The sequence below is a fragment of the Salmonella sp. SA15303 genome, assembly GCF_029962125.1.
In the GTDB taxonomy this organism is placed as follows: domain Bacteria; phylum Pseudomonadota; class Gammaproteobacteria; order Enterobacterales; family Enterobacteriaceae; genus Salmonella; species Salmonella enterica.
In genome coordinates this window covers 2028814-2045776 of sequence record NZ_CP123924.1, presented here as the reverse complement: position 1 = coordinate 2045776, position 16963 = coordinate 2028814, and the positions used below count along the sequence as shown (strand labels likewise).

At 53.9% G+C, this 16963-nt stretch carries 15 protein-coding genes; 2 read left to right on the top strand and 13 right to left on the bottom strand.

Going from position 1 to position 16963, the window contains the following annotated elements; genetic code table 11:
* Positions 1–144 precede the first annotated feature (144 nt).
* The 3 genes from tnpA to QEN31_RS09920 form a co-directional block, all read right to left on the bottom strand.
* The gene (tnpA, locus tag QEN31_RS09930; protein WP_000502119.1) at positions 145–603 is read right to left on the bottom strand and encodes an IS200/IS605-like element IS200F family transposase; all 459 of its coding nucleotides are present in this window, start codon (positions 601–603) and stop codon (positions 145–147) included.
* 222 nt (positions 604–825) lie between these two features.
* Positions 826–1572, bottom strand: a complete 747-nt coding sequence (gene cutC, locus QEN31_RS09925; RefSeq protein ID WP_001185770.1) for a copper homeostasis protein CutC — start codon at positions 1570–1572, stop codon at positions 826–828.
* Positions 1573–1591: 19 nt separating this feature from the next.
* Positions 1592–2161, bottom strand: a complete 570-nt coding sequence (locus QEN31_RS09920) for a VOC family protein (protein ID WP_000024794.1) — start codon at positions 2159–2161, stop codon at positions 1592–1594.
* Positions 2162–2397: 236 nt separating this feature from the next.
* Between QEN31_RS09920 and argS the strand changes: the two genes are divergently transcribed.
* Entirely contained in the window at positions 2398–4131 is a 1734-nt protein-coding gene (gene argS / locus QEN31_RS09915; protein WP_001025361.1) for an arginine--tRNA ligase, read from the top strand.
* A 188-nt stretch (positions 4132–4319) separates the two neighbouring features.
* Positions 4320–6191, top strand: coding sequence for a penicillin-binding protein 2 (gene mrdA, locus QEN31_RS09910; RefSeq protein ID WP_000142877.1), 1872 nt, complete (start codon positions 4320–4322; stop codon positions 6189–6191).
* 53 nt (positions 6192–6244) lie between these two features.
* Here mrdA and bglB read toward each other — a convergent pair whose 3' ends face one another.
* From bglB to cheW, 10 genes are all read right to left on the bottom strand, one after another.
* Positions 6245–7384: a beta-galactosidase BglB gene (bglB, locus tag QEN31_RS09905; RefSeq protein ID WP_064239777.1), complete on the bottom strand. Its 1140-nt coding sequence runs from the start codon at positions 7382–7384 to the stop codon at positions 6245–6247.
* Between the two features lie 236 nt (positions 7385–7620).
* Positions 7621–8013: a flagellar protein FlhE gene (gene flhE / locus QEN31_RS09900; RefSeq protein ID WP_001233619.1), complete on the bottom strand. Its 393-nt coding sequence runs from the start codon at positions 8011–8013 to the stop codon at positions 7621–7623.
* Entirely contained in the window at positions 8013–10091 is a 2079-nt protein-coding gene (gene flhA, locus QEN31_RS09895) for a flagellar biosynthesis protein FlhA (RefSeq protein WP_064239778.1), read from the bottom strand. The genes flhE and flhA overlap by 1 nt, the downstream gene beginning before the upstream one ends.
* Positions 10084–11235 carry a flagellar biosynthesis protein FlhB gene (gene flhB, locus QEN31_RS09890; RefSeq protein WP_000797081.1) on the bottom strand — a complete coding sequence of 384 codons (1152 nt, stop codon included), beginning with the start codon at positions 11233–11235 and terminating at the stop codon, positions 10084–10086. Before flhB ends, flhA begins: the two co-directional genes overlap by 8 nt.
* Positions 11236–11428: 193 nt before the next feature.
* On the bottom strand, positions 11429–12073 hold the full coding sequence (gene cheZ, locus QEN31_RS09885) for a protein phosphatase CheZ (RefSeq protein WP_000983586.1): 645 nt from the start codon (positions 12071–12073) through the stop codon (positions 11429–11431).
* Between the two features lie 10 nt (positions 12074–12083).
* Entirely contained in the window at positions 12084–12473 is a 390-nt protein-coding gene (gene cheY / locus QEN31_RS09880; protein WP_000763861.1) for a chemotaxis response regulator CheY, read from the bottom strand.
* Between the two features lie 17 nt (positions 12474–12490).
* Positions 12491–13540 (bottom strand): protein-glutamate methylesterase/protein glutamine deamidase, encoded by a 1050-nt coding sequence (gene cheB, locus QEN31_RS09875; RefSeq protein WP_000036392.1) that lies wholly within the window; start codon positions 13538–13540, stop codon positions 12491–12493.
* On the bottom strand, positions 13537–14403 hold the full coding sequence (gene cheR, locus QEN31_RS09870; protein WP_000204362.1) for a protein-glutamate O-methyltransferase CheR: 867 nt from the start codon (positions 14401–14403) through the stop codon (positions 13537–13539). Before cheR ends, cheB begins: the two co-directional genes overlap by 4 nt.
* Before the next feature lie 153 nt (positions 14404–14556).
* Positions 14557–16218 carry a methyl-accepting chemotaxis protein II gene (gene tar, locus QEN31_RS09865; RefSeq protein WP_000483274.1) on the bottom strand — a complete coding sequence of 554 codons (1662 nt, stop codon included), beginning with the start codon at positions 16216–16218 and terminating at the stop codon, positions 14557–14559.
* Positions 16219–16454: 236 nt separating this feature from the next.
* On the bottom strand, positions 16455–16958 hold the full coding sequence (cheW, locus tag QEN31_RS09860) for a chemotaxis protein CheW (RefSeq protein WP_000147295.1): 504 nt from the start codon (positions 16956–16958) through the stop codon (positions 16455–16457).
* Positions 16959–16963: the final 5 nt, after the last annotated feature.

Below are 16963 nucleotides of genomic sequence, written 5' to 3'. Positions count from 1 at the left end.
CGGCCAACGCTGCTGCGGCTTGAAATATGAAGGAGAATAAATATCCTCCGGCATAGCCGGAGGTTTTTCAGATGCGCCTATAAGGCTCTCTTACCAGCCGCGCCCTAACAGGCGCATACGATCTGACATTTGCATCAAACTTCGTTACTTACGGCCCGTAAACGGGCTGCCCGGATACGGGATCGATAATTGCTCACCCATTTTATCCTCTTCAAGCTGGTGCTTTATGTAGTCCTGTATCTTCGCCGTGTTCTTACCCACCGTATCGACATAGTACCCTCTGCACCAGAACTCCCTGTTCCTGTATTTGAATTTTAGATCCCCAAACTGCTCGTAAAGCATCAGACTACTTTTACCCTTCAGATATCCCATGAAACTCGACACACTCATCTTCGGCGGGATCTCCAGAAGCATGTGAATATGATCTGCACAACATTCTGCTTCCAGAATTCGTACGTTTTTCCATTCACACAATTTTCTTAATATGCTGCCTACTGCCCTACGCTTCTCTCCATAGAACGCTTGTCTTCGGTATTTGGGCGCGAAAACTATGTGATATTTACAGTTCCATCGGGTGTGCGCTAAGCTCTTTTCGTCCCCCATTGGGACCCCCTTTTGATTTCTTGTTGAACTTTTGCAGTTGCCAGACCGCAAGATGTTTTAACAAATCAAAAGGGGTTTTAATAACTGGCTTAAAGCTGAAAGCTTTCCGGAACCCCCAGCCTAGCTGGGGGTTTTCCATAGACAAAAAAAGGCCCCTGTTGAATTGGCAGGGGCCTGGTACGAGCAAGCATCATATTGGGCGACATGATGCAACGGTAAAAATCATTTGGCCTGATGGCGAACAATGATTCCTTTCATTTCAGCGACCGCCGCACCCTCTACTCTATAGCGAGAATACTCGTCCGCCTGTATATCGGCAGACATCGATAACCCCTGATTGCGATAGCGCATCGGCGAAGGCAGTAAGACTCCGGCGGAACTGTGTACTTCCCGTACTCCGGCATCGAGGAAATTCTGCAGGTTATTTGCACGAACCCCCGCACCAGCCATAATGGTTGGAGCATCCCCCTGGGCAATAAGTTCCATAATTATTGATAAACCTTGCGCCGCATCGGCTTTTTGTCCGGAAGTCAGTACTCTTGCTACGCCTGCGTCAGCCAGATTCTTTAGCGCATTGAAGGGATTAGCGCACATATCGAAGGCGCGGTGGAATGTCACCGCCAGCGGCCCGGCCGCCGCCATTATTTTTTCCATTCGCGACATATCGACATCCCCATCAACGGTCAACACGCCAGTAACCAGCCCGGGAAAACCCAACTCTCTGACGAGGCGGATATCTTCCAGCATGGCGGCAAATTCGCCGTCAGTGTAGTAAAAATCCCCGCCGCGAGGACGAATAATCGGATGTACGGGAATCGTAATATGCTCGCGTACGCTGCGTAAGACGCCGAAAGAAGGCGTAAGCCCCCCTTCTTTCGGCGCGGCGCACAGTTCGATACGATCCGCGCCGTTTCGCTGCGCGGTGAGCGCGCATTCCATGCTGTAACAACAGATCTCAAGTAACGCCATATTCACTCCGCTCGGCAGGTTAATGGGCCGCCTGTTCGCTGGCGACAATCGCTTCAATCGACCATGGATGAAATTTTACCGTGATGCGACCATCGGTCACGGCCAGCGTAGGGTTTGGCAAACGTTCATGCTCGCCCTGTGGCGAACTGGTTTTAACCACTATCCCCGGCTGACTAAGCCCCTCATCCGACAACAACGCCAGGGCCCTCGCGTTCAAGGTCTCCGGCTCGCCGGGCAGCACGATTTCAATATGCTCCCACCCCTCGTGTGGATAGCGTTTTTCTCCCGGCCACGGTAATTCAATAACAGAAAACCGCCAGTGTTCCACACATACCGGTTCATGCAGTTTAAACAGACAAATCGGCCTGCCGTTGATGATATTTTCCGACAGTAGCTCGCCGCATTGTTCAAAACCGCGACGCCAACGCTCCGCCGTCGTATTCTGGTGACAGCGCAATGAAATGTGATCGGCCTCAAGGGCGCTAATCTGCAGACCAAGGCGAGTGGAAAGTTCTCTGAACGCCAGAGTGAATCGCGGTAAATCTGCGGAAATATCATGCAGTTCATCAATGTGTTGCCAGTTCGCCATATCAGGACGCTCTTCTTGCTGTGAAAACCGCTAATTTACGCTGTTGCGCCCCGGCAACCAACCTTTGATTTGATTGGGCGTTTATTGAATGCTTATGCAGATTATTGTTGCGTATATTTCAGGCGACGCGCCGCGCGCGCAATGCTGACGCCAACGGGCATTTGCAGTATACTCCCGCCCTAATTCTTAAACTGGCGCGGGCAATACAGCCCGCTTCATAAACGTAAGGTATTCCGGTGAATATTCAGGCTCTTCTCTCAGAAAAAGTTAGTCAGGCCATGATTGCTGCAGGCGCGCCTGCAGATTGCGAGCCCCAGGTTCGTCAGTCAGCCAAAGTTCAGTTCGGCGACTATCAGGCCAACGGCATGATGGCAGTTGCGAAAAAACTGGGTATGGCCCCCCGACAACTTGCAGAGCAGGTGCTGACTCATCTGGATCTCAGCGGCATCGCCAGCAAGGTTGAAATCGCCGGCCCTGGCTTTATCAATATTTTCCTCGAACCGGCTTTTCTCGCTGAACAGGTGCAACAGGCGCTGGCCTCCGATCGTCTGGGCGTTTCTCAGCCGACTCGTCAGACGATTGTCGTCGACTACTCCGCGCCCAACGTCGCGAAAGAGATGCACGTTGGTCATCTACGCTCCACGATTATCGGCGATGCGGCAGTGCGCACGCTGGAGTTTCTGGGCCATCATGTTATTCGCGCTAACCACGTCGGCGACTGGGGCACCCAGTTCGGTATGCTTATCGCCTGGCTGGAAAAACAGCAGCAGGAAAACGCGGGCGACATGGCGCTGGCGGATCTCGAAGGATTCTACCGCGATGCGAAAAAGCATTATGACGAAGATGAAGCGTTTGCCGAGCGCGCGCGTAACTACGTCGTCAAATTGCAGAGCGGTGATACCTATTTCCGTGAGATGTGGCGTAAGCTGGTTGATATCACGATGACGCAAAACCAGATCACCTATGATCGTCTGAACGTCACTCTGACGCGTGACGATGTGATGGGCGAAAGTCTGTATAATCCGATGCTGCCGGGCATCGTCGCCGATCTGAAAGCCAAAGGACTGGCGGTTGAAAGCGAAGGCGCAACGGTGGTTTTCCTTGATGAGTTTAAAAACAAGGAAGGCGACCCGATGGGCGTCATTATTCAGAAGAAAGATGGCGGTTATCTGTATACCACTACCGATATCGCCTGCGCCAAATACCGTTACGAAACGCTGCACGCCGACCGCGTGCTCTACTACATTGACTCCCGTCAGCACCAGCACCTGATGCAGGCCTGGACCATTGTGCGTAAAGCCGGTTATGTGCCGGATTCCGTTCCGCTGGAACACCACATGTTCGGCATGATGTTGGGTAAAGACGGTAAACCGTTTAAAACTCGCGCGGGCGGTACGGTGAAACTGGCGGACCTGCTGGATGAGGCGCTGGAGCGCGCGCGTCGTCTGGTGGCGGAGAAGAACCCGGATATGCCGGCTGACGAGCTGGAAAAACTGGCTAACGCCGTCGGTATTGGCGCGGTGAAATACGCCGATCTGTCAAAAAACCGCACCACTGACTATATCTTCGACTGGGATAATATGTTGGCTTTCGAAGGCAATACCGCACCTTATATGCAGTATGCCTATACGCGTGTGCTGTCTGTTTTCCGTAAAGCGAACATCGACGAGCAGGCGCTGGCGAGCGCGCCGGTTATCATTAGCGAAGATCGCGAAGCGCAGCTTGCTGCCCGTCTGCTGCAGTTTGAAGAAACCCTGACGGTGGTCGCGCGTGAAGGTACGCCGCACGTCATGTGCGCATATCTGTATGACGTCGCCGGGCTGTTCTCCGGCTTCTACGAGCACTGCCCTATTCTCAGCGCCGAGAATGACGCGGTTCGCAATAGCCGCCTAAAACTGGCGCAACTGACGGCGAAGACGCTGAAACTGGGTCTGGATACGTTGGGTATCGAAACCGTAGAACGCATGTAAACGCGCCGTCGTTAACATCATCAGGCCTGACTCCGGATAACGGACTCAGGCCTTTTTATTGCCACAGCGGTATATCTGTAACAAATCACAAGGAATGACACATTTCTATAGAGAGATGGAACATCTTTTACCTGTGCTGGCGCTGACCGCCCCGTATCATTAGGCGGCGGATTGTTCAGGTACAGGTAATGACTTTTAAAGACTTTGATGCGGAAGAGAAACTCTTCCTGAGACGTGTGATTGTGGCGTTTGGTGTAGTGGTTGTCTGCTTTGGTATCCTGATCTTCAACCTCTATAACTTGCAAATCCGCCAGCACCACTACTACACCACCCGTTCGAATGAGAACGATATCAAGATGCTACCCGTCGCGCCCACGCGCGGCATCATTTACGATCGCAACGGCATTCCGCTGGTGCGTAACGTAACCTGGTATGATATCGCGGTTACGCCCTATAAAATTGCCGATATGGATGCGCTGCTAAAACAGCTCACCCCTATTGTTGATCTCTCCCCCGACGATATCTCCGACTTTCGCCGTGCGCTAAAATCCAGTAGCCGCTATCGTCCGGTGGTGCTCAAAAACGCGCTAACGGATGTTGAAATCGCACGCTTTGCGGTCAATCAGTTTCATTTCAACGGCGTCACGATCAATAGCTATCAGGATCGGCAGTATCCTTACGGCGCGGAGCTGGCGCATGTTCTCGGTTACGTGTCAAAGATAAACGATAACGACCTTAAAGCGCTGGATAAAAAAGGGCTGGCAGAGAATTACGCGGCGGACCATAACATCGGTAAACAGGGGATTGAGCGTTACTACGAAAACGATCTTCATGGTAAAACCGGTTATCAGGAGGTCGAGGTGGATAATCACGGGCGTATTGTCCGCCTGCTGAAAGACGTTCCTCCCATCGCGGGTAAGAACATTCACCTGACGCTGGATCTCCATTTACAAGAGTACATTGAAAGTTTGCTGGCCGGGCAGCGTGCTGCCGTACTGGTTGAAGATCCGCACGATGGTTCAGTGCTGGCGATGGTATCTATGCCCAGCTACGACCCGAACCCCTTTGTAAAAGGCATTAGCTATCAGGATTACGGCAAACTGCTGCACGATAAAAATCTGCCGCTGATCAACCGCGTGACGCAAGGGCTTTATCCTCCGGCGTCAACGGTTAAACCCTATATGGCAATGTCCGCGCTGTTATGCGGGATTATTACGCCGCAAACCACCTTCTTTGGCGCGCCAACCTGGACGCTTCCCGGCACGCAGCGGCATTACCGGGACTGGAAAAAAACCGGACACGGTATGCTGGATGTCACTAAAGCGATTGAGGAATCTGCGGATACCTTTTTCTATCAGGTCGCTTATATGATGGGTATTGACCGTATCGACACGATGTTGTCTCAGTTCGGCTATGGCAAACCGACGGGCATCGACCTTAATGAAGAATATGACGGGCTGCTTCCCAGCCGCGCATGGAAACAGCGGGTCCATAAAAAAGCCTGGTATCAGGGCGATACCATTTCTGTCGGCATCGGCCAGGGTTACTGGATTGCCACCCCCATCCAGATGGTAAAAGCGATGGTGGCGCTCATCAACAACGGTAAGGTGATTGCCCCTCACCTGTTACTCAATGAAGAGAGCGGCAAAACGGTGGTTCCGTATCGTCCTTCAGGAACACCGGCACAGATAGCCGATCCGGCGTCGCCATACTGGGGACTGGTGCGTCAGGCGATGTATGGCATGGCGAATGCACCCAACGGAACGGGCTATAAGTTCTTTCACACCGCGCCCTACGGCATTGCGGCCAAAAGCGGCACGTCGCAGGTATTTAGCCTGAAAGAAAATCAGACCTACAACGCGAAAATGATCCCCATTCGCCTGCGCGATCATGTGTTTTATACCGCTTTTGCACCGTATAAAAACCCTAAGGTCGCTATTGCCTTGATTCTGGAAAACGGCGGAAGCGACGGCGTTACCGCCGCACCCATCATGCGAAAAATCCTTGACCACCTGTTTGATCCACAGGCTGATACCACACAGCCGGATCAGGCGCCATAGTCAAATAAGCAAAGCGCCATCAGACAAGGATACGGCCGGAATATCTGCATACATCAGAAATAGTTACGCAGATATTCCGTCAAACACAGCATTGCCATCGCCTGCCCGTAAGGCATAGAGGTCAACGGAATATGACGGTAAAAATCGAGATCGTGGCCCATGCCAGTGCCAAATGACGTTTGCAGCAGTTCACCTTCCGGCGAGATATGTTTCACTATCCCCCGAATAGCTTTTTCCGCCACCTGCGCATAGTGCCGTTCGACATAGCGTTTGCGCACCGCTTTAAGAATACCGTAGGCAAAACCCGCCGTCGCCGACGCCTCAAGATAAGAGTGCGGATCGTCAAGCAGCGTATGCCACAAACCGCTTTCATCCTGACATTTCGCCAGCGCGGCGATCTGCGCATTCAGTACCTGGACCAGATAACGGCGCACGGCATTATTTTCCGGCAAGTCCAGCAGTTCAAGAAAATCCGGGATCACAATGGTCAGCCAGCTGTTGCCGCGCGCCCAGCGAGCGTTAGCGAAGTTATGATGACCGTCATAGCTCCAGCCGTGGAACCACAGCCCCGTCTCTTTATCCATCAAATTCTGCACGTGCAGCAGGAACTGATAGGTTGCCTCTTCCACGTATTCCGGCCGGTTCAACAGTTTACCGATTTTCGCCAGCGGCAGCACCGTCATCATTAGCGTGTCGTCCCACATCTGCTGATGATTTTCCTCCGCCAGCGTGATGTGCTGCATTCCGCCGTGATCGGTACGGGGCATTTCATTCATCGCCCATTCGGCCCACGTTTCCAGCCACGGTAAATACGCTGGATTACGCGTCTCTTCATAGCGATACGCCAGCGTTAAAAACGGCGCCATCGTATTAACGTTTTTCGTCGTCGCGCCTTCCGCAAAACGATCGGCAAACCAGTCATCAATGATCTTACGCATCGTCTGGTCGCCGGTCTGTTGGTAATAGTGATACATTCCGTACAGGCCCACGCCGTGCGTCCACTCCCATCCGGCCCAGCCTTTAGTATCGATCACGCGTCCGTCGTCCAGTCGCAATAAAAATTCGCCTGTCTCATCTTTAATATTGACCAGGTTATGCGTCACCTTTTGCACCAGGGCTTTTAGTTCATCTCTGGCGATAAAATGCTCAGGCTGACGCAATAGCGGACTGTGTTTGACTGAATAAACCATCATTTGCTTAACCTCTGTGTAATGTCGAATTCAGTGCTGCGTGCAGTTTTACCGCCGACGCAGTCGATTCGCTACAGTAAAAGCTAAGCTGGGCGGAAACCTTTTTGTTTCTGCCATTGCCAGAGCGTAAATGGCAAAAACGCAAAGAGTCCGGCAACCTACCTCACCATTTTATAAAACAGCGTTTCTATTTATTCAAAAAGAGAGTCAGGTCTGCTACCTGGCAAAGAAAGGGGCGGTTAGCGGTAGTTCACAATCACCTGATTGCTCCGCACTTTTAACGCCGGGATAAGTCGGCCGCCGCCGGGGACTTCCCAGACAAAGCGGAGCGGCTCGACTGCGGGAACATGAGCAAAACCGTGGGTCGTGCCACTCTGACCATCAAGTTCTACGCAACGGGACTGGGAACATAAACGTACCCGTAAGCCCGCGGGAGTCGGGCCATTCAGTTCATAACGCCAGGCGACCAGCGTCATCACACCGGAAACCGGCTGGCGCGCCGACAATGGCGAAGACGATGCGGAAACACCCCGGTAATTTAAGGTTACACCCATACCGCTATCCTGCCACGCGCCTTCGCCTGCGGCCTGAACCGTCAGGGGAAAGAGCAACAACGCCAGCCATTTACGCATTATTTTCCTCCAATGGTCGCCGTCATGCGGATATGACGGTTATCGGAAAGCTCAAGGTTCGACAACACCACCAGCTGCGGTAAACTGCGCCGCAAAAAGCGGGACAATAATGGACGTAGCGCATGGTTAACCAGTAATACCGGCGGCGCGCCAAGCATTTCCTGGCGAGAAAGCGCTTCTTGGGTCTGCGCCAGCAGGCGATCCGCCAACCCAGGCTCAAGTCCACCGCCGCCCTGCAATGCCTGAAGCAGCAAACGCTCCAGCGCGGTATCCAGGCCAATCACCTGCACTTCTTCATTACCGGGGAACCACTGTTGCGTAATCGCTCGTCCTAATGCCACGCGTACCACGGCGGTTAATTCATGCGGATCGCTTTGTAACGGCGCATGTTCCGCCAGCGTTTCCAAAATGGTGCGCATATCGCGAATCGGGACTTTTTCCGCCAGTAAGTTTTGCAGGACTTTGTGTAAAGTCGTGAGGGTCACGACGCCGGGGACCAGATCTTCCGTGAGTTTAGGCATCTCCTGAGAGACACGATCCAACAGTTGCTGCGCTTCCTGGCGGCCAAACAGTTCGGCGGAGAATTGGCCAATCAAGTGGTTAAGGTGCGTCGCCACAACGGTACTGGCTTCCACGACGGTAAAGCCCTGAATTTGCGCCTGCTCTTTCAGGGCGCTTTCAATCCAGATGGCATCAAGGCCAAAAGCTGGATCGACGGTTTTCTCGCCCGGTAGCGTTCCCGCCGCCGTGCCGGGGTTAATAGCCAGCCAGCGTCCCGGATAGGCGTCCCCGCTGCCAATCTCTACCCCTTTCATCAAAATACGGTAGCGCGCAGGCTGTAAATCCATATTGTCGCGAATGTGGACCACCGGCGGCAGGAACCCCATATCCTGCGCGAATTTTTTACGAATACTGCGAATACGTCCGAGCAATTCGCCATCCTGTTGAAAATCCACCATCGGGATCAGGCGGTAGCCCACTTCCATTCCCAGTGAATCCTCAAGCTGTACGTCATTCCAGGTGGCTTCGACCACCGAGTTATTTTCCGGCATTTTTACCGACTGCGGCTCCTCCGGCGCTTTTTCTTCACGCCCGCGCAGCCACCATGCCAGGCCGAGCAAAGCGGCGGTAAAAAGTAAAAATACCAGGTTAGGCATTCCTGGCACCATGCCAAGCAGCCCCAGCACCGCCGCCGCCAGCAGCATCACCCTTGGATTACTGAACAGTTGGCCAACCATCTGCTCGCCAACATCCTGATCGGTACTAACGCGGGTCACAATGACGCCCGCCGCCGTGGAGATAACCAGCGCCGGGATCTGGGCGACCAGGCCGTCGCCAATGGTCAGCAGGGTGTAGCTTTCCGCCGCGCTGCCTATGCTCATTCCGTGCTGCAATACGCCGACCAGCAGCCCGCCGACCACGTTAATGACCATGATGAGAATACCGGCGATGGCGTCGCCGCGTACAAATTTACTTGCCCCGTCCATCGAGCCGTAGAAGTCGGCTTCCTGAGTGACTTCCGAACGCCGTTTTTTGGCCTCGTCTTCACCAATCAGACCGGCATTAAGATCGGCGTCAATCGCCATTTGCTTACCGGGCATACCATCCAGCACAAAGCGCGCGCCGACTTCGGCAATACGTCCGGCGCCTTTGGTGATGACCATGAAGTTGATAATGACGAGGATGATAAAAACCACAATCCCGATCGCGAAGTTACCGCCGACCAGGAAATGACCGAACGCCTCCACTACCTTTCCCGCCGCCGCCGCGCCGGTATGCCCTTCCATCAAAATAATGCGCGTTGAGGCAACGTTAAGCGCCAGACGCAGTAGCGTGGTAAACAGCAGGATGGTCGGAAACGCGGCAAAATCCAGAGTACGCTGGGTAAACATCGCCACCAGCAGCACCATAATTGATAGCGCAATATTAAAGGTAAACAATAAGTCGAGGATAAAAGCAGGTAGCGGCAGCACCATCATCGACAAAATCAGCAGAATGAGGATCGGCCCGGCAAGAATTTGCCATTGCGTCGATTTCAGGTTGCTGGGCAGGCGCAGCATCGCGACCAGATTAGCCATCAGTATTCTTCTCGTTCATAAAATCCAGCGCTTCTGGCACCGGAAGGTTCTCAGGTTGTGGAGGACGTTGCCCGCCCGCAAGCCGCCAGCGTTTAAGCTGCCAGACCCAGGCCAACACTTCCGCAACGGCAGCATATAACTGCCCGGGAATTTGCTGACCGATTTCGGCGTGGCGATATAATGCCCGCGCCAGCGGCGGCGCTTCTAAAGTGGGAACCCGATGTTCAGCGCCGATCTCGCGAATGCGCAGCGCTATTAATCCAGCCCCCTTCGCGACCACTTTCGGCGCGCTCATTTTGTTTTCGTCATACTGCAGCGCCACGGAATAGTGCGTCGGGTTAGTGACAATGACGTCCGCTTTCGGCACATCTTCCATCATGCGGCGCTGCGCGGCGGCGCGTTGCATCTGGCGAATTTTGCCCTTAACATGCGGATCGCCTTCGCTCTCTTTAAATTCGTCGCGAATGTCCTGCCGCGACATGCGTAATTTTTTCAGGTGGCTAAAGATCTGGAAAAACACGTCAAATCCCACCATCGGAATCACGCCCAGTACCACCAGTAACGCGCAGAGTCCAACCAGATCCAGCGCATTCCCCATTGCGACGATCGGCGACTCCGCCATCAGGCGCATCATTTGCGGCCAGTGATGCCAGAGATAAAAGCCGGTAACGCAGCCGACCAGCGTGGATTTCAACACCGCTTTTAGCAATTCCGCGCCGGTCTGCGCCGAAAACATGCGCTTAATTCCCGGCAGCGGGTTTAATTTAGAAAATTTTGGCTGTAGCGACTTACCGCTAAAAATCAGGCCGCCAAGCATAACCGGCGAGATAAGCGCCACCAGCACCACGCCCGCGATGAGCGGTAGCAGTGCCATCATCGCCGCTTTAATCAGCAAAATTATCTGCCCCAGGATCAGGTTAGGATCGTTCACCATACGGTGATCGAAGTGCAGGCCTGCTGAGAGCATTCCCGCCAGCTGCCGCGCTAACGACTCGCCGCCGAACCAAATAATACAAACGCCCACCAGCAATATCAGCAGTGAGGTCAGTTCTCTGGAACGGGGGATCTGCCCTTCTTCCCGCGCTTTTTCAAGTCGGTGGGGTGTGGGGGCTTCTGTTTTGTCGTCGTCGCTCTCTTCTGCCACGCAGCAAACCCTGGATAGATTGATAAGAGAGAATGATGCCAGAACCGCTTTACGCCAATGGGCAGAGTAAGCGGTAAAAAAGGCGGGGTTTATGGCGTTAATAGAGATAGCCGGATACGATAAGAAAGTCTCGTATCCGGCCGGGTTGACGGATTCGAACCCGATAAGCGCAGCGCCATCAGGTCAAAAAAGCTTAAAAGCCAAGACTGTCCAGCAGGTCGTCCACCTGATCCTGACTGGCAACGACGCCAGCTTTCGAGGTATCCACCTGCGGGCCGTTGAGCAAGCTTTCGTTCTCGCGTTTTGGTCGCGCGCTCTGTTCCGGGATGTTTTCCAGCAGCACCATTAACAACTGGCGTTCAATCTCCTGAATCACGTCCATCATGCGTTTGATCACCTGACCCGTCAGATCCTGGAAATCCTGCGCCATCATGATGTCCAGCAGTTGCGCGTTAGTAAAGCTGGTATGGCCCGGGACATCCCTGAGAAACTGGCGCGTATCCGTCACCAGTTCACGGGCGTCGGAAAGCTCGATCGGATTGTCAAACCACTCGTCCCAACGTTGGGTTAGCGCTTTCGCCTCTTTTTCCATCGCATCCTGATGCGGCTGCGAGGCTTCGACACTGTTTAGCGCGCGTTCCGCCGCCTGCGCCGTCATCTGGACGACATAATCCAGACGGTCGCGCGCATCAGGGATCGCCTCCGCCGCTTCGGCAATCGCCTGGTCCAGCCCCAGTTCACGCAGGCTGTCGCGCAGCATTCGGGTCAGACTACCGATGCGCGCAATGATGTCTCCTGCTGAGCCTTCATCAGCAGGCTTGATAGATGGTTGCATCATCATCGCATCCTCACATGCCCAGTTTCTCAAAGATTTTGTTGAGCTTCTCTTCCAGAGTCGCTGCGGTGAACGGTTTTACGACATAACCGCTGGCGCCAGCCTGTGCGGCGGCGATAATATTCTCTTTTTTGGCTTCCGCCGTGACCATCAACACGGGTAACGCCGACATGGCGCTATCGGCGCGAATGGTTTTCAGCAGCTCCAGGCCATCCATGTTCGGCATGTTCCAGTCGGAGATAATAAAACCAAAGCCGCCCGCCTGGAGCTTGTTCAGCGCATCGACGCCGTCTTCGGCCTCTTCCACATTGTTAAATCCAAGCTCTTTTAAGAGGTTGCGCACGATACGACGCATGGTCGAAAAGTCATCCACAACCAAAAATTTAAGCTCTTTATCCGCCATAAAATACTACTCCTGGTTCAAATACGTATCGCCTGTCCGGCACTGATTTTCGCCAACATCTGCTGGCTTACCTGGCTAAGATCGACCACTTCGCTTACGCCACCCATATTGATGGCCTCGCGCGGCATGCCGAACACCACACAACTTGCTTCGTTTTGCGCAATGGTCCAGGCGCCAGCCTGGTACATCGCTAACATTCCAGCGGCGCCATCGTTGCCCATCCCCGTAAGAATGACGCCTACGGCGTTGCGCCCCGCGTGTTTCGCCACCGAATGAAACAGCACATCCACGGAAGGCCGATGCCGGTTTACCGGCGGGCCATCATGAATTTTGATTTGATAATTCGCCCCGCTACGCGCCAGCTCCATATGCTTGTCGCCGGGCGCAATGTAGGCATGACCTGGCAATACGCGTTCGCCGTCCTCGGCCTCCTTCACGCTGATTTGACAGAGTTTATTCAGACGCTCGGCAAACGAGCGGGTAAAGCCAGGCGGCATATGCTGCGTAATAATCACTGCCGGACTGGAAAGCGGCAGCGGTTGCAGCACATGTCGGATAGCTTCAGTACCGCCCGTTGAAGCGCCGATAGCAATCAGTTTTTCCGAACTGAGCAGCGGACCCGCTTTTAAGGTTGTCGGGGCCGCCATCGGTTTATGTGCGGCGATGCGGGCCCGCGCGGCGGTACGCACTTTTTCGGCGATCATCTCGCTATACGCCAGCATACCTTCACGAATGCCAAGCTGCGGTTTGGTGACAAAATCGATGGCCCCCAACTCCAGCGCCCGTAGCGTCACTTCGGAACCTTTCCCGGTCAGCGAAGAGACCATCACCACCGGCATCGGTCGCAGGCGCATCAGTTTTTCCAGAAAATCGAGGCCGTCCATACGCGGCATCTCAACGTCCAGGGTCAATACGTCCGGATTAAATTTTTTGATGAGATCCCTGGCGACCAACGGGTCCGGCGCAGTCGCCACCATCTCCATATCGCTATGGCTATTAATAATTTCAGTCATGATTTGGCGCATTAGCGCGGAATCATCAACTGACAATACCCTGATTTTACTCATGCTTTATCCTTACTTAGCGCATACACCGTCTGTCCGCGCAGGCTAAACTCGCGCACGAGGTTGCTAAAGTTTTCTGAGTGACCGGCAAACAACAGTCCGTCAGGTTTAAGGAGTGGAACAAAACGGCGCAGAATGTCCTCCTGAGTCGTTTTATCAAAATAGATCATGACGTTACGGCAAAAAATCGCGTCAAAGGGACCGGGTACGTTGTACTGCTTTTCCAATAAATTAACGGAGGAAAATTCAACATAATTGGCCAGTTCCTGACGCACGCGCACCAGTCCTTCATGCGGCCCCGTACCGCGCATGAAGTAACGTTGTAGCTGCTGCGGCGATAACGTTTTCAGTTCGCTGAGGCGATAAATACCGCTTCTCGCTTTTTCCAGCACTTCAGTATCAATATCGCTGGCGAATACTTTCCAGCGACCGGGGGCCATCCCTAACGCATCCGCCAGCGTAATGGCGATACTGTAAGGTTCTTCTCCTGTCGATGCCGCCGCACTCCAGACGCGGTACTCGCCGTGGCGGCGACGCGCATGTTCCGCAAGGATGGGAAAATGGTGCGCCTCGCGAAAAAAAGCGGTCAGGTTGGTAGTCAGAGCGTTGATAAAAGCCTGCCACTCAGCGCTGTTTTGATTAGCCTCCAGCATACTGAGATAACGGCCAAAATCATCCAGTCCCAGGGCACGCAGCCGACGGACCAGGCGGTTATAAACCATATCCCGCTTATGGTCGGCCAGCACGATCCCTGCGCGCTGGTAGATTAATTGACATATCCGACGAAAATGCGCGTCGGACAGCGCGAGGCGCTGTGTCATCTGTAACAATACTGACGTTTGCCCGGAGGGCAGAGATGATGTCATAGCGCCTTCTTAATCACATTCAAAGTACAACGGGCGCGCCCTGCGGCAGCGCCATGCTTCCCGTATTACACATTTTTTGCTTTTATCTATGCGAACCAGACGAAAGGTATCGGCGGGTTCGCAAATTAATCGATAACCGACAGCGCACGTCGATCAGAAGGTTTCCCAGTTCGCATCATCCCTGGCGGCTAATGACTGCGGCGTATTGCCGGACTGAGCGTTCACTGACAAACGCATCTCAGGTTTATTTACCGCCAGCGGTCGCGATGCCAGGCGGAAAGCCGATACCGCCTGGGTCAGACGGCTGGCCTGCTCTTCCAGCGCGGCGGCGGCCGCTGCGGATTCCTGAACCAGCGAGGCGTTCTGTTGCGTTACGCGATCCATTTCGGAAACGGCCAAAGCGACCTGATCGATACCCCGGCTTTGCTCATCCGAGGCGGAGGCGATTTCGCCCATGATATCCGTGACGCGCGTAACGGCATTGACGATGTCAGTCATGGTTTCCCCGGCGCTTTCCACCAGCACAGAACCGGTATCGACACGCGAGACGGAATCTTCAATCAACGCTTTTATTTCTTTCGCCGCCTGGGCGCTGCGGCTGGCCAGATTACGCACCTCGCCTGCCACGACCGCAAAACCGCGCCCCTGCTCTCCCGCGCGCGCCGCTTCTACCGCCGCGTTCAGCGCCAGAATGTTAGTCTGGAAGGCAATACCGTCGATAACGCTGATAATGTCAGCGATTTTTTTCGAACTGTCGGCAATTTCGTGCATAGTGTTTACTACGCCGTCGACCACTTTGCCGCCATGACGCGCGGTCTCGGAGGCGCTTTGCGCCAGTTGCGAAGCCTGGCGGGCGTTATCGGCGTTTTGCTTCACGGTGGCCGTCAGTTGTTCCATGCTGGCAGCCGTCTCCTCCAGAGCGGAGGCCTGCTGTTCGGTACGGGAAGAGAGGTCGGTATTACCGGCGGCAATTTCACTGGTGCCGGAATAAATCGCATCCGAACCTTCACGAACCTGCGTTACGGTGTCAATCAGCGAGCGTTGCATATGTTCAACCGTTCCCGCCAGTTCGCCAATTTCATTACGTCCTGAGACGGTGAGCGTTTTCGTCAGATCGCCGCTGGCAATTTCACGGATATGAGTAATCACTCGCGCTAATGGGTTAAGCAGGGCATGACGAATGCCGAACCAAACCACCATCAAAATCAGCACCAGCACGACCGCAAGAACCCCCAGTTGCCATTGCGCAAAACGGTAGTCATGAGCACTTTGATCAAATGTCTGGCGGTACAGGTTTTCGCTCACCCGGGCGTAATTGCCCAGCGCCTCGCCCAACGCGTTTTGCATTCCCTGGGTTGGCTGGGCGAAGTAGGCATCCATATTGCCATTGTCCAGAAACTGAATAAGTTCGGCTAATGCGGCCTGATAGCGCTGATATTTTTCATCGACGTTCGCGCTGGCCTCCGCCATCGCTGGCAATGGCGTCATATTTTTGAAATTGGCGTAGTGCGCCGCCGCCTGTGCGAGAGTCGTTTTTGCATTCTGGAGTAAATCCGTTTTGGCGCTGCTCTGCTGGTTAGAAGCGTCCATCATCATGCGTGCGGCGGAGCGGCTCAGGTTAATGCGCGTTTGCAGCATTAAGTCCCATGTCGACGTGAGTTCGCTTTGTTGCTGACGTAATTCGTTAGAAATAACAAAACCTTGCTGGTTATGCTGTAATGAAGAAAACAGCAAACCACCGGAAACAAGCTGTAGCAGTGCGAAAACCCCCAGCACCATCATCAGCATTGTGACAACGCGGATACGGTTAAACATAAGGCACCTTCCTGATAACGAGTTATCAACGTTATCGGCACCTGCGGTGATAACTTTACTTTTGCAAAAAGGAAATACGCTGTTCCGGAAGACGACATTGCCAATGACAGTGTCGCAGCGGCGATGCCGGCGCAAAATGCAGGGGCTGGGCGCGGGCGATGAAGAGGCACTCTCACCGCTGGCGGAAGCATAACGGTGAATATTGCCGGATGGCGCGACGCCATCCGGCAACGTTATTACGCGACGTGTGATGCTGCGATATCCAGCAGCGCCATCTCTTCGCTGTTAAGCAGTTTTTCGATATTCACCAGAATCAGCATACGCTCGCCGAGCGCGCCCAATCCCGTCAAATATTCTGTTGACAAGGTCACGGCAAATTCTGGCGCCGGACGGATCTGTTCCGCCGTTAACGACAGTACGTCAGACACGCCGTCTACCACTATCCCGACGACGCGTTGCCCCAGATTCAGTACGATCACTACCGTATTGTCATCGTACTCAACGTCGCCTTCGCAGAATTTCACGCGCAGATCGACAATGGGGACAATCACGCCGCGCAGGTTAGTCACCCCTTTTATAAAGGCCGGTGTATTGGCGATGCGCGTCACCTGGTCATAGCCACGGATCTCCTGCACTTTCAGGATATCGATGCCGTACTCTTCATTTCCCAGTGTAAACACCAGGAATTCCTGACCTGACGGCTCGCCGGCCAGTTTGCTTACATTACTCATACCGGTCATATTAT

What these genes read in the sequence shown, in the direction of transcription:
- flhE (WP_001233619.1), bottom strand. Translation starts at nt 8,013, where the DNA reads ATGCGTAAATGGCTGGCGTTGTTGCTCTTTCCCCTGACGGTTCAGGCC.
- cheZ (WP_000983586.1), bottom strand. Translation starts at nt 12,073, where the DNA reads ATGATGCAACCATCTATCAAGCCTGCTGATGAAGGCTCAGCAGGAGAC.
- tnpA (WP_000502119.1), bottom strand. Translation starts at nt 603, where the DNA reads ATGGGGGACGAAAAGAGCTTAGCGCACACCCGATGGAACTGTAAATAT.
- cheW (WP_000147295.1), bottom strand. Translation starts at nt 16,958, where the DNA reads ATGACCGGTATGAGTAATGTAAGCAAACTGGCCGGCGAGCCGTCAGGT.
- cheY (WP_000763861.1), bottom strand. Translation starts at nt 12,473, where the DNA reads ATGGCGGATAAAGAGCTTAAATTTTTGGTTGTGGATGACTTTTCGACC.
- bglB (WP_064239777.1), bottom strand. Translation starts at nt 7,384, where the DNA reads ATGATGGTTTATTCAGTCAAACACAGTCCGCTATTGCGTCAGCCTGAG.
- flhA (WP_064239778.1), bottom strand. Translation starts at nt 10,091, where the DNA reads ATGGCTAATCTGGTCGCGATGCTGCGCCTGCCCAGCAACCTGAAATCG.
- cutC (WP_001185770.1), bottom strand. Translation starts at nt 1,572, where the DNA reads ATGGCGTTACTTGAGATCTGTTGTTACAGCATGGAATGCGCGCTCACC.
- QEN31_RS09920 (WP_000024794.1), bottom strand. Translation starts at nt 2,161, where the DNA reads ATGGCGAACTGGCAACACATTGATGAACTGCATGATATTTCCGCAGAT.
- cheR (WP_000204362.1), bottom strand. Translation starts at nt 14,403, where the DNA reads ATGACATCATCTCTGCCCTCCGGGCAAACGTCAGTATTGTTACAGATG.
- mrdA (WP_000142877.1), top strand. Translation starts at nt 4,320, where the DNA reads ATGACTTTTAAAGACTTTGATGCGGAAGAGAAACTCTTCCTGAGACGT.
- cheB (WP_000036392.1), bottom strand. Translation starts at nt 13,540, where the DNA reads ATGAGTAAAATCAGGGTATTGTCAGTTGATGATTCCGCGCTAATGCGC.
- tar (WP_000483274.1), bottom strand. Translation starts at nt 16,218, where the DNA reads ATGTTTAACCGTATCCGCGTTGTCACAATGCTGATGATGGTGCTGGGG.